The organism is Rathayibacter sp. AY1B8, from assembly GCF_002932775.1.
Classification (GTDB): Bacteria; Actinomycetota; Actinomycetes; order Actinomycetales; family Microbacteriaceae; genus Rathayibacter.
This window is the reverse complement of sequence record NZ_PSWJ01000003.1, coordinates 124,296-136,530: the sequence shown is the minus strand read 5'-3', so window position 1 is coordinate 136,530 and position 12,235 is coordinate 124,296. Positions and strand designations below refer to the sequence as shown.

Below are 12,235 nucleotides of genomic sequence, written 5' to 3'. Positions count from 1 at the left end.
CGTGGCCCCCACTCCGGAGAGCGGCTCCGGCCACGGCGCGGTGCGCGAGAGCGCCGCCGTCTCGCACGTCGGCAGGATCCGCTCGAACAACCAGGACTCCGGCTACGCGGGCCGGCAGCTCTTCGTCGTCGCCGACGGCATGGGCGGTCACGCGGGCGGCGACGTCGCCTCCTCCATCGCGATCAAGCGCATCGCGGAGGCGGACCGCGTCTACGCCTCCACCTACGAGGCCGAGGACGAGCTCAAGCGCACCCTGCTGGCGGCCAACACCCTGCTGGCCGACGCCGTGGTCGACCACCCCGAGCTCACCGGCATGGGCACCACCGTCAGCGCGATCGCCCGCGTCGGCGAGTCGGTGGCGATCGCGCACATCGGCGACTCCCGCATCTACGTCCTCCGCGACGGCCGGCTCGAGCAGGTCACGACCGACCACACCTTCGTGCAGCGCCTCGTCGACTCCGGCCGCATCACGGAGGAGGAGGCGATGACGCATCCGCGCCGCTCCGTCCTGATGCGGGTCCTCGGCGACGTGCACACCAACCCCGAGATCGACACGCTCACGCTCGAGACCGAGCCGCACGACCGCTGGCTGATCTGCTCCGACGGCCTCTCCGGCGTCGTCCCGCACGACGAGATCCTCAAGGAGCTCAGCCGCGACGAGACCGCCCAGCAGGTGGCCGACCGCCTGATCCGCGACAGCCTCTCGCACGGCGCCCCGGACAACGTCACCGTCGTCGTCCTCGACATCCCCGGGGCGGGCGACACCGCGCGCATCCTCGCCCCCGTGGAGGAGCCGGTGGTCGTCGGATCCGCCGCCGCACCCACGCCCTTCAGCACCGACGACTCGCAGAACCGCGTCCGGATCCCCGGCCTCCGCCTGCACACCCGGGCTCCCGCCGCGCAGGGCCCCACCCACTTCGAGCCCGCGTCCGAGGACTACCTCGACGAGCTGATCGAGGAGGACCGCCGCCGGCACCTGCGCCGCCGCATCACCTGGCTCGTCGGCCTGTCCCTCGTGCTGATCATCGGATTCCTCGGGATCCTCTTCGCCTACGACTGGACACAGTCCCGCTTCTACGTCGGCACCGACGGGGACACCGTGATCATCTACCAGGGCATCCAGCAGTCGGTCGGCCCGCTCTCGCTCTCGGAGGTGAAGGAGGACACGGGCATCCCGCTCGACTCCCTCCGCGCCTACGACGTCGAGCAGCTGGAGCAGACGATCAGCGCCGACTCCTACGCCGGCGCGGTCGACATCGTCGAGCGCCTCACGGACGCGAACGGAGCACCATGACGGACGCCGCCACGGCCACCGCCCGCCCCGCCCCCGAGCGGCAGGGCTTCTTCCGCCAGAAGCTGCGCAATCTCGAGCTCCTGCTCCTGATCGGCGCATGCCTGATCGACGCCGGCGCGATCGTGCTCGTGCAGCTCGGCGCCCTCGGCTCGATCGACACCACGCTGGTCTCGCTGGGCGCCGGCCTCTCGGCGCTCGTGCTCGCCGTGCACGTCGTGCTGCGCTTCGCGGCCCCGGCGGCCGACCCCTTCCTCCTCCCGATCGCCACCGTGCTGAACGGCCTGGGCGTCGCCGAGATCTACCGGATCGACATCGCCGACGGCGCGACCGGCTGGGAGTCGGTGGCGGTGCGGCAGATCTTCTGGAGCGCCCTGGCCGTCGTGGCGGCGATCGTGGTGCTGCTGGTCATCCGCAACCACCGCGTGCTGTTCCGCTACACCTACGTCGCCGGGTTCGCGGCGATCGTGCTGCTCCTCCTGCCGCTCCTGCCCTTCATCGGCCGCGAGGTCAGCGGCGCGCGCGTCTGGATCGGGATCGGCGACGTGGCGAGCTTCCAGCCCGGCGAGATCGCCAAGATCGCCCTCGCGGTCTTCTTCGCCGGCTACCTCGTGCGCAACCGCGACTCCCTCTCGATGGTGGGCCGCACCGTCCTCGGTATGCGCTTCCCGCGCCTGCGCGACCTCGGCCCGATCCTGGTGGTCTGGGCGGTCACGATGGGCGTCATCGTCTTCCAGCGCGACCTGGGGACGGCGCTGCTCTACTTCGGCCTGTTCCTGGTCATGCTCTACGTCGCGACCGGCCGCACCGGCTGGGTCCTCATCGGCGTCGGCCTGTTCCTCGGCGGCGCGCTGCTGGCGAGCCAGACGCTCGACTACGTGGGCAACCGCTTCGCCAACTGGCTCGAGCCCTTCAGCGCCGAGCGCTACGGGGCGGATCCGGGCGGCAGCTACCAGCTCGTGCAGGGCCTCTTCGGCCTCGCGCACGGCGGACTGCTCGGCACGGGCCTCGGCCAGGGGATGCCGGATCTCACGCCGGTCCCGCAGTCCGACTACATCATCGCCAGCCTCGGCGAGGAGCTGGGCCTCGCCGGGCTCTTCGCGATCTTCGGCCTCTACCTCCTGCTGGTCTCGCGCGGGTTCCGCATCGGCTTCGCCGGGCAGGACGACTTCGGGCGCCTCCTGGGAGTCGGCCTCTCGTTCGTGATCGCCCTGCAGTGCTTCATCGTCATCGGAGGCGTCACCCGCGTCATCCCGCTGACCGGCCTGACCACGCCGTTCCTCGCCGCCGGCGGCTCCTCCCTCGTGGCGAACTGGATGATCGTGGCGGTGCTGCTGCGCCTGTCCGACACAGTCCGCAGTCAGCCTCGTCTGGTGGTGTGATCCGTCGATGAACCGAGAACTCAAACGGGTGAGCCTCGTCGTGCTGACGATGTTCGTGGCCCTCTTCCTCTCCACCACCACCATCCAGGTGATCCAGGCCGACTCCCTCGACGAGGACGGCCGCAACACGCGGACCCTCTACGAGAGCTTCTCGACCGAACGCGGCGCGATCCTCGCCGGCGGTCAGCCGATCGCCTCCTCGACGCCGTCGGACGACCTCTACAAGTTCCAGCGGCAGTACGCGAACGGCCCGCTCTACTCCGCCGTGACCGGCTACTTCACCCTGAACCAGGGCACCACCGGCATCGAGCGCACGCTCAACGACTACCTCTCGGGCACCTCGAACTCGCAGTTCTTCGACGAGATCAACAACCTCGTCACGGGCCAGGACCCGAAGGGCGCGTCGGTCGAGCTCTCGATCGACCCGGTCGCCCAGCAGGCCGCCTTCGACGCGCTCGGCGACTACACGGGGGCCGTCGTCGTGACGGAGCCGGCCACCGGACGCATCCTCGCGATGGTCTCGAAGCCCACCTTCGATCCCACCGCGCTGGCCTCCCACGACACCGACGACGTCCTCGCCGCCTACCGGGCGCTGAACGACGACTCCTCCGAGCCCCTCGTGAACCGTGCGATCGGCGGCTCGCTCAACCCGCCCGGCTCCGTCTTCAAGCTCGTCGTGGCCTCGGCCGCCCTCGAGTCCGGCCGCTTCACGGCCGACTCGAGCTTCCCCAACGTCGAGTCGTACACGCTGCCCGGCTCCTCGTCGCAGGTGATCAACTCCGGAGGCGGTCTCTGCGGCTCCGGAGAGACGGTCACGCTGGCCACCGCCGTCTCGCTCTCCTGCAACGTCCCGATGGCCGAGATGGGCGTGCAGCTGGGAGCGGACGCGATCCGCTCGCAGGCCGAGAAGTTCGGCTTCGACACCGAGCTCGAGATCCCGATGTCGGTCGAGGCGAGCACCTACCCGACGAAGACGGACGACGCCCAGACGGCCCTCACCGCCTTCGGACAGTACGAGGTGCGTGCGACGCCGCTGCAGATCGCCATGGTCTCCGCGGCGATCGCGAACGGCGGCGAGGTGATGCAGCCGAACCTGGTCGACTCGATCCGCTCGCAGGACCTCAGCGTGCTGCAGCAGTTCCAGGAGAAGTCGCTCGGCCGGGCGGTGAGCACGCAGACCGCGGACGCCGTCAAGGCGATGATGGTCGCCAGCGTCCAGGGCGGCGCGGCGACGAATGCAACAATAGGGGGCGTCACTGTGGCCGGTAAGACCGGTACCGCCGAGAACGGCGGGGACGACCCGTACACCCTCTGGTTCACCGGCTTCGCGCCTGCGGACGACCCGCAGTACGCCATCACCGTGCTCGTGGAGAACGGTGGAGGGCTCGGCCAGACCGGGTACGGCAACCTGATCGCCGCACCCATCGGACAACAGGTACTAGAGGCGGTGCTGAACAAATGAGACCCACGACAGGCCTCACCTTCGGGGGACGCTACGAGCTGCAGTCCCGGATCGCCATCGGCGGCATGGGAGAGGTGTGGCAGGCGACCGATCTGGTCATCGGCCGCACCATCGCGATCAAGATCCTGAAGGACGAGTACCTCGGCGACCCCGGCTTCCTCGAGCGCTTCCGCGCCGAGGCCCGCCACGCGGCGCTGGTCAACCACGAGGGCATCGCCAACGTCTACGACTACGGCGAGGAGGACGGGTCGGCCTACCTGGTCATGGAGCTCGTCCCCGGCGAGGCGCTCTCGACCGTCCTCGAGCGCGAGCGCGTCCTCTCGACCGACAAGGTCCTCGACATCGTCGCGCAGACCGCGCTCGCCCTGCACGCCGCGCACGCCGCGGGCCTCGTGCACCGCGACGTGAAGCCGGGCAACCTGCTCATCACGCCGGACGGCCGCGTCAAGATCACCGACTTCGGCATCGCGCGCATCGCCGACCAGGTCCCGCTGACGGCGACCGGGCAGGTCATGGGCACGGTCCAGTACCTGTCCCCGGAGCAGGCGAGCGGCCAGCCCGCCTCCCCCGCCACCGACATCTACTCGCTGGGCATCGTCGCGTACGAGTGCCTGGCCGGGCGCCGCCCCTTCACGGGCGAGTCGCAGGTCGCCATCGCGATGGCGCAGATCAACGACACCCCGCCGGAGCTGCCGGTCACGGTCGCGGAGCCGGTGCGCAACCTCGTCTACTCCTGCATCGCCAAGAAGCCGGCCGACCGCCCCGCCACCGCCGCGCACCTCGCGCGGGCGGCCCAGGCGCTGCGCTCGGGCGACGTGCGCGGAGCGGCGCTGGCCGTCCCCGCGGTCCTCAGCGACCTGCCCGCGACGCAGGCGACCACGGTCCTCCCCTCCAACCAGGGCGCGACGCAGGCGACCACGGTGCTCCCCTCCGGCGCGCCCGCGGCCGCGGCCGCCGCTCCGTTCGTGCCGATCGAGGATCCGCTCGAGCCGGCCGAGGAGCCGCGTCGCCGCAGCCCCTGGACCTGGCCGCTGATCGCCCTCATCGTGATCCTCGCCGTCGTCATCGCGGGCACGATCTTCGCCCTGACGACCGGCGGGAGCAGCGACCCGGCCGCCTCCCCCACCGCGCCGACCAGCACGGCCCCGTCGCCGACGCCGTCCGAGACTCCGAGTCCCACGCCGACGCCGACCTCGAACACGGTCGTCATCGACAAGGCCGACTACGTCGGGCGCTCCTTCGACGACGTCGAGACCGAGCTCGAGGCCCTGGGCATGGGCGTCCGCCGCGCGGACGGTCCGAGCGCCCCCACCGCCGAGCAGGTCGGACTCGTCGAGGACGTGAACCCCACCGCGAACGTGGTGAAGGGCACGACCATCGAGGTCTCCGTCTTCACCGAGGTCGCGACCCCGGACGCACCGACCGCCGTGCCGACCGTCACCCCCGCCGCCTCCAGCGTCGAGGCGGGCGCGACGTTCAACGTCACCTGGAGCAACTACAACCAGTGCCCGAGCGGAACCTCCGTGAGCGGTTACCGGGTGACCGCGACCGGTGAGGGCGCGAGCGTGACGAGCACCAACCCGTCGAACTCGACGACCGCGACGATCCAGGCCGGCACCACGGCGGGCACGATCGACGTCACGTACACCGTGCTCTGCGGCGAGTCGGAGTCGGCGGCCTCGCCCACCCTCTCCGTCACCGTCGAGGAGCCGGCTCCGACCCCGGCGCCGACCCCCACCTCGAAGGCCACCTCGACGCCCACCCCCTCCGAGTAGCGGCGGCGCGCCGGCCCGGGGCATCGCTCCGGCCCGGCGCCTCGGGGCCGTCGCGTCGCGCCCCCGCCCGGAACACCAGCGGCCCATAGGTACACTTGCCGTGGCTCCTCGGGGCCGCACCACACGGAAGTACAGGGCGGGAGCGTGCGCGTGACGGATGAGGGTCGCCTGATCGCGGGACGGTACCAGGTCGGACCCCGGCTCGGCCGCGGCGGGATGTCCGAGGTGTACCTCGGCACCGACACCCGGCTCGGCCGCACCGTCGCCATCAAGGAGCTGAAGCTCTCCCTCTCCTCCGACTCCGCCTTCCGCCTGCGGTTCCGCCAGGAGGCGCAGTCCGCATCGCGCATGTCGCACCCCACGATCGTCCGGGTCTTCGATGCGGGCGAGGAGGTCTCGCTCGACGACAACGGCGCCGAGTCGCGCCGGCCCTTCATCGTCATGGAGCACATCGAGGGCCGCCTCCTCAAGGACCTGATCGCCGAGGGCCCCCTCGACGTGGACGAGGCCGTCCGCATCACGGAGGGCATCCTCACCGCCCTCGAGTACTCGCACCGCGCAGGCGTCGTCCACCGCGACATCAAGCCCGGCAACATCATGCTGACCCCGTCGGGCCAGGTGAAGGTGATGGACTTCGGGATCGCCCGCGCCGTCTCCGACTCCGCCGCCACGGTCGCTCAGACCACGGCGATCCTCGGCACCGCGGCCTACTTCTCCCCCGAGCAGGCGAAGGGCGAGCAGGTCGACGCCCGCAGCGACCTCTACTCCGCCGGCATCGTGCTCTTCGAGCTCCTCACCGGCCGTGCGCCCTTCCGCGGCGACACCCCGGTGGCCGTCGCCTACCAGCATGTCAGCGAGACGCCGCCGGCGCCGAGCTCCATCAACCCGGCCGTCACGCCGGCGCTCGACGCGGTCGTCGCCCGCGCACTCTCCAAGGACCGCTACGAGCGCTTCCAGGGAGCTGCGGAGTTCCGCGACGACCTGCGCGACGCCGCCGCCGGACGCCTCCCCGACCACCGCCCGATCGACGAGCTGACCACCTCGCTCTTCGCGGCCCGCAGCCAGGGTGGAGTCAACGACTCCGAGCTCGCCCTCCGCCAGCTGGCCGAGGACAACTCGATCGTCCGCACCCAGCGCCGCCCGCCGGTCCTCTGGATCTGGTCCTCGATCGTCGTGCTGGCCGTGATCGTCGCCGCGCTCGTGATCTGGGTGCTGACGCTCCAGCCCGCGTCGACCCTCCCGTCGCAGTCGCGCGAGGTCCCCACCCTCACCGAGACCACCTACGACAGCGCCCAGTCAACCCTGACCGAGCTCGACCTCGTGCCGAGCCAGGTCGCGGAGTACAGCTCGACCGTCCCCGAGGGCGAGGTGATCCGCACGGATCCGGGCTCGGGCACGATCGTCGCGCCCGAGACGGTCATCCGCATCGTCGTGTCCCAGGGTCCGCAGCCCGTCGCCGTGCCGGACACAGTCGGGCAGAGCCTCGCCGAGGCCATCGACGCGCTCACCGCCGTCGGCTTCGTCGAGGGCTCCCAGACCCGCGAGAACTCGCCGACCGTCCCGGGCGACGTCGTACTCGCCGCCTCTCCCGGAGCGGGCCAGCAGGTCGCCCCGGGCACGCCGGTCGACCTCACGGTCTCCTCCGGCCAGGTCACGCTCCCCGACCTCGTCGGGACGTCCCTCAGCAGCGCGCTGGCCACCCTCGCCTCCGAGAAGCTGCAGCTCGTGGGGGTCGAGGTCCCGGACGAGACCTGCGACGCGACCCGGGCGAACCCGCCCATCACGACCCAGTCCCTGGCTCCGGGCGACGTCCCGCAGGGATCGACCGTCCAGCTCGGCTACTGCGCGGGCTGACCCTGCCTGCAGCCCGCTGCGGCTGCGGCGTCGACCGACGGCGCCCGGTGGAGGCCGGGCCGCTGCTCTGCGCGCCGAGAAGGGCTCGTCCGGACGTCGCCCGTCGGGGTCGATGCTCCGCGAGGCCGACGGCCCCGAGGTGAACGGCTACGCCCGGCGCGCGTCGGCGAGCGGGGGCTGGAGCCGCACGACCTCGCCGGCTGCCGATCCGTCGGCGGGGCGCGCGATCCTGCCGCGGATGTCGCTCGGGGTGAGCCCCTCGCGGCGCTTGAGCGCACGGCGGAGGTGGTCCGCCGAGGAGAATCCGGACGCGGCGGCGATCGCCTCGAGCGGGACCTCCCGCGGGCGGCGGCGCAGGAGCTCCACGGCGCTGGCGACCCGGGAGCGCTCGATCTCGCTCGCGACGGTGGTGCCCGCGTCCTCGAAGAGCCGCTGGAGGGAGCGGGTGGACACGTTGACCGCGTCGGCCACCGCCTCCGGGGTGCAGCGTGGCGTGCGGTGCGTCCGGTCGATGACCGTGCGCGCGCGCCCGAGCGTGGCGGCCCGGACGCTCGTGGTGCCGGGCTGCGAGCTCGCCGCCGCGAGGAACGCGCTGGTGAGGAGCTGCTTGACAACGTGGGCGAAGCCGGTGACCTCGCCCTCACCGGGCAGCCCCGTCCCGGACTCCGCCGCGAGGGCGAAGGCGGTCGTGAAGGCGTATGCGGCGCGGGTGGACCGGGCGTCGGGATCGAGCGCGTAGACCGGGGCCGACGTGTCGAAGCCGTAGCGGCGCATCTCGTCGGCGCGCAGCGAGAGGTGGAGGATCGTGGCCGGAGTCGTCGACTCGGTCGTGAACGTCGTCGTCCCCTGCTGGTACGAGATCGAGCCCGGACGCAGCAGCACCGTTCGGTCCGGGGCGACCATGCGCACGAAGCCGTCGATGAGGAAGCTGAAGGTGAGGAAGGAGGTGTCGTCGGCCGGCCACGTCCCGCGGAGGACGCGCAACGGCGAGACCGTCATCAGCACGACGCTCAGATCGGCGGTGCCGAATCCCGAACCGGTGATGCTCGGAACGGTGCCGGGTTTGACGACGATGCGCGGTCCGAGATTCTCGAGTTCTCGGATTCCCGAGAAAGCCCAGGAGATCGATGCGACCATGAGGTCCCCCCGGACTTCTCTTCTGCGGCGCCGACCCCCTGTCGGCGCCCTCTGATTATGCAGGGAAAAGGGGCCGCATCCTCCGCCGGGAGCCCGTCAAATCCCGCCACCTGATCGGGGGGTGCGCAAGGGGGTGGACAAGGTCACGCTCATACCCTGTCTCGGCTTTCTCCTCCGCCCACCGTCATTTAGCCGTCAGATGGCGGATTTCTACGTGAGAACGCACTCAGGGCGGCATCCCCGTTCGGGGGACGGTGGTCGCTGATCATTCTCAATGCTCTCGACTCGATAACGAGCCCGATAAGCCCGGCGAATTCCGCCTCACCGAGCCGGGATCGAGAGTCCGGGCGTGTCGTCGGCCGATACGGACGACCGGATCGACGTCACCTCGCGCAGCCAGTTCTCGAGAAGGCGCCGCCCGCCCTCGGTGAGGACCGACTCCGGATGGAACTGCACGCCCACGAGCGGAGCACTCCGGTGCCGGACGGCCATGACCACTCCCTCCGGTGTCCGCGCCGTCACCCGCAGCTCCTCGGGAAGGCTCTCGCCGTCGACCGCGAGCGAGTGGTACCGCATCGCGGCGAATCCGGTGGGCAGGCCGTCGAAGAGCGGATCTCCGTCATGGAGGACCGCGGACGTCCGGCCGTGCAACAGCTCCGGCGCCTCCGTGACGCGGGCGCCGAGAGCATGGGCGAGCACCTGGTGGCCGAGGCAGACTCCGAGCAGCGGCCGCCCGGTCGCCTCCGCCCGCTGCACGAGCGCCGTCGACGCGGGGACGTCCTCAGGACGGCCCGGCCCGGGAGAGACCAGGACCCCGTCCGCCTCCTCCGCGCGAGCCAGGAGCGCCGTCGTCCCGAGGTCGTCGCCCTCGACCACGTCGACCTCGGCACCGAGCTCGCGGAGATACGAGACGAGCGTGAAGACGAAGCTGTCGTGGTGGTCGACGACCAGGATCCGCGGGGCCGCGCCGGCGGTCACGAGCCGACGGTCACGTTCCGGTCGAGCACGAGCGACTGCACCCAGGGGAACACCCACTCGTCGAGCGCCACCAGGACCGCCGCGACGAGGACGAGGACGATCAGGAGCCGGACCCACCACGGCCCGGGCAGGAGCCGCCACAGCGCTGCGTACACGGTCAGCCCTCCTGAGCCAGCGAGGCGGCGATCTCGGCGGGGGCGCCCGCCGACCGCGGCTGGAACGAGTCGAAGACGCCGTACGCGATGATCCGCTCGGCCGTCGAGTAGAGCGGGTTGCAGCTCGTCAGCGTGATCAGGCGATCGGTCGGAGCCGCGTCCGGAGTCCACGGAATCGGGTCGATCACCTGGACGTCGGAGGGCTGGACGTACTCGAGATTGCGGAAGCGGTAGGTGTACCAGCCGTCCGCCGTCTCGATGTAGATCGGGTCGCCGAGCTGGAGCTCGTCGATCAGGTGCATGCCTCCGCCGTACGCGCTGCGGTGCGCGGCGAGCGCGAAGTTGCCGGCCTGGCCGGGCATCTGCGTCCCGGGGTAGTGGCCGATGCTCCCCTCGTCGAGCACGTTCTCGGCGTCGATGCCCTCGGCGATCGTGCGCACCCACCCCTCGCCGTAGCGCGGGATGTAGAGGTTGCCGAAGGAGGTGTCGAGGGCGGCGACCGACGCGACGACCGGCTCCGCCGGGGCGGCCTCGGTCGGCTGCGGTGCCGGAGAGGAGTCGCCCCAGGTCTCGCGGAGCTCCGCGGCCTGCGTCGTCTGCCGGCCCGCGATCACCGCGTCGTTCCACCAGAGCTGCCAGGCCAGGAAGAGCAGGACCAGGACGCCGGCGGTCATCAGGAGCTCGCCGACGACTCCGAAGAACGAGAGTCGTCGGACCGGGCGGGCCCTCCGTCGCTTCGCTCGCGGCCGCAGAGCCGCCCCGTCGGGGTTCTGGGCGGTCATGCGACGAGTCTAGGCGCGAGCCGTGACCGGCTGTGGCGCATGATCCGGACCTGTGGAGAGCCCTCCCGAGTCGCCGCCTGAGGAGGGCCGATGGGACCACTCGAGCGCCCGCACCGGCCGCTCCGCGAGTCCGCACAGCACCCGCGCAGCCCCGACGCTCCCGGCCCGGAGCCTCCGCCCGGTACAGTGGTCGGCATGGCACGAGCGACGAAGAGCCCGAAGCCCGAGCGCGACGAGGCCCGGACCGGCGAGAACGCACCGAATCCGGTCTGGTTCAAGCCGGTGATGTTCGGCTTCATGCTGCTCGGACTCGCCTGGATCATCGTCTTCTACGTGAGCCAGGGCACCCTGCCGATCCCCGATCTCGGCAACCTCAACATCCTGATCGGCTTCGGCATCGCGTTCATCGGCTTCCTGATGACGACGCGCTGGCGCTGAACCTCCCCCAGTCGTGAACGACGCCCCGTCCGGTCCGCCGACGGGGCGTTCGTCGTCGGTGGAGCGTCTGCGCGCCGCCGGCTGCGTCTTCGCCGAGGAGGAGGCGGGCCTGCTCGAGGAGGCCGCCGACTCCTCCTCCGACCTCGAGCTGCTGCTCCGTCGCCGCGAGACGGGCGAGCCCCTCGAGCAGATCCTCGGCTGGGTCGCCTTCCGCGGCCTGCGCGTCCCCGTCGCACCCGGCGTCTTCGTGCCCCGCGTGCGCACCGAGTGGCTGGTCGACTGCGCCCTGGAGGTCCTCCCGGACGGCGCCGTGGTGCTCGACCTCTGCTGCGGATCCGGCGCCCTCGCCCGGTCGATCGCGGAGGAGCGGCCGGACGTCCGCCTGCTCGCGGCCGACCTCTCCCCCGCCGCCGTCGCCTGCGCGCGCCGCACGCTCGCAGGCCGCGCCGACGTCCACGAGGGCGACCTCTTCGACGCTCTCCCCCGGAGTGAGCGCGGGCGGATCGACGTCGTCGTCGTCAACGCCCCCTACGTCCCCACCGCGGCGATCGCGCTCATGCCGCCGGAGGCCCGGGTGCACGAGCCGATGCTCACGCTCGACGGCGGATCGGACGGGCTCGCCCTCCACCGCCGCATCGCTCAGGAGGCGGGAGCGTGGCTCGCACCCCACGGCGTCGTCGTGATCGAGGTCGGCGCGGATCAGGCCGCGGCGAGTGCCTCCGCGTTCCAGGCGGCCGGGTTCGCCACCTCGCTGCACCGCGACGACGACCGTGAGGCGACGGCCCTGGTGGCCGTCCGCCGGAGAACTACACCGCTGTAATTATCCCCAGCTGTGGAATCTCCTGTGGAGAACTCCGCGGTCCCCGCCGCGCTGGCCTGCTCGAGGCGAGCAGGGCCCGGATCCGCACCAGTCCGCCGGTCCTCGGACGCGCCGCCGTCCCCGGATCGTCCTCCCGAGGAGGACACCCGGGACGTTCTCCC

At 71.6% G+C, this 12,235-nt stretch carries 11 protein-coding genes; 7 read left to right on the top strand and 4 right to left on the bottom strand.

From position 1 onward, the window contains the following. Position 1: 1 nt before the first annotated feature. The 5 genes from C5C63_RS03885 (at position 2) to pknB (ending at position 7,764) form a co-directional block, all read left to right on the top strand. Positions 2-1,294: a Stp1/IreP family PP2C-type Ser/Thr phosphatase gene (locus tag C5C63_RS03885; protein WP_244229533.1), complete on the top strand. Its 1,293-nt coding sequence runs from the start codon at positions 2-4 to the stop codon at positions 1,292-1,294. Continuing rightward, positions 1,291-2,673 carry an FtsW/RodA/SpoVE family cell cycle protein gene (locus C5C63_RS03880; protein ID WP_104291953.1) on the top strand — a complete coding sequence of 461 codons (1,383 nt, stop codon included), beginning with the start codon at positions 1,291-1,293 and terminating at the stop codon, positions 2,671-2,673. Before C5C63_RS03885 ends, C5C63_RS03880 begins: the two co-directional genes overlap by 4 nt. A 7-nt stretch (positions 2,674-2,680) precedes the next feature. Continuing rightward, positions 2,681-4,135: a penicillin-binding protein 2 gene (locus C5C63_RS03875; protein WP_104232999.1), complete on the top strand. Its 1,455-nt coding sequence runs from the start codon at positions 2,681-2,683 to the stop codon at positions 4,133-4,135. After that, entirely contained in the window at positions 4,132-5,910 is a 1,779-nt protein-coding gene (locus tag C5C63_RS03870) for a protein kinase (RefSeq protein WP_104291952.1), read from the top strand. Before C5C63_RS03875 ends, C5C63_RS03870 begins: the two co-directional genes overlap by 4 nt. Before the next feature lie 150 nt (positions 5,911-6,060). Next, entirely contained in the window at positions 6,061-7,764 is a 1,704-nt protein-coding gene (pknB, locus tag C5C63_RS03865; protein WP_104225780.1) for a Stk1 family PASTA domain-containing Ser/Thr kinase, read from the top strand. 147 nt (positions 7,765-7,911) lie between these two features. Here pknB and C5C63_RS03860 read toward each other — a convergent pair whose 3' ends face one another. The 4 genes from C5C63_RS03860 to C5C63_RS03850 form a co-directional block, all read right to left on the bottom strand. Continuing rightward, entirely contained in the window at positions 7,912-8,901 is a 990-nt protein-coding gene (locus C5C63_RS03860; protein ID WP_104222664.1) for a helix-turn-helix domain-containing protein, read from the bottom strand. A 321-nt stretch (positions 8,902-9,222) separates the two neighbouring features. Beyond that, positions 9,223-9,879 carry an aminodeoxychorismate/anthranilate synthase component II gene (locus C5C63_RS03855; protein ID WP_104232998.1) on the bottom strand — a complete coding sequence of 219 codons (657 nt, stop codon included), beginning with the start codon at positions 9,877-9,879 and terminating at the stop codon, positions 9,223-9,225. Then, a complete protein-coding gene (locus C5C63_RS16905; protein WP_167299010.1) occupies positions 9,876-10,034 on the bottom strand; it encodes a hypothetical protein in 159 nt (52 codons plus the stop codon). Before C5C63_RS16905 ends, C5C63_RS03855 begins: the two co-directional genes overlap by 4 nt. Positions 10,035-10,036: 2 nt before the next feature. Continuing rightward, the gene (locus tag C5C63_RS03850; protein WP_104325505.1) at positions 10,037-10,816 is read right to left on the bottom strand and encodes a class E sortase; all 780 of its coding nucleotides are present in this window, start codon (positions 10,814-10,816) and stop codon (positions 10,037-10,039) included. A gap of 195 nt (positions 10,817-11,011) precedes the next feature. On the opposite strand from C5C63_RS03850, the gene C5C63_RS03845 reads away from it, so the two are divergent. Together C5C63_RS03845 and C5C63_RS03840 are read left to right on the top strand one after the other, a co-directional pair. After that, entirely contained in the window at positions 11,012-11,254 is a 243-nt protein-coding gene (locus C5C63_RS03845; protein ID WP_104222667.1) for a cell division protein CrgA, read from the top strand. A gap of 58 nt (positions 11,255-11,312) precedes the next feature. Next, positions 11,313-12,074, top strand: coding sequence for a putative protein N(5)-glutamine methyltransferase (locus C5C63_RS03840; protein WP_104291951.1), 762 nt, complete (start codon positions 11,313-11,315; stop codon positions 12,072-12,074). The last annotated feature ends 161 nt before the right edge of the window (positions 12,075-12,235 follow it).

Excerpts from the sequence above, each read along its gene's own strand:
- C5C63_RS03880 (WP_104291953.1), top strand. The coding sequence starts at position 1,291 with ATGACGGACGCCGCCACGGCCACCGCCCGCCCCGCCCCCGAGCGGCAG.
- C5C63_RS03875 (WP_104232999.1), top strand. The coding sequence starts at position 2,681 with ATGAACCGAGAACTCAAACGGGTGAGCCTCGTCGTGCTGACGATGTTC.
- C5C63_RS03870 (WP_104291952.1), top strand. The coding sequence starts at position 4,132 with ATGAGACCCACGACAGGCCTCACCTTCGGGGGACGCTACGAGCTGCAG.
- C5C63_RS03860 (WP_104222664.1), bottom strand. The coding sequence starts at position 8,901 with ATGGTCGCATCGATCTCCTGGGCTTTCTCGGGAATCCGAGAACTCGAG.
- C5C63_RS03850 (WP_104325505.1), bottom strand. The coding sequence starts at position 10,816 with ATGACCGCCCAGAACCCCGACGGGGCGGCTCTGCGGCCGCGAGCGAAG.
- C5C63_RS03845 (WP_104222667.1), top strand. The coding sequence starts at position 11,012 with ATGGCACGAGCGACGAAGAGCCCGAAGCCCGAGCGCGACGAGGCCCGG.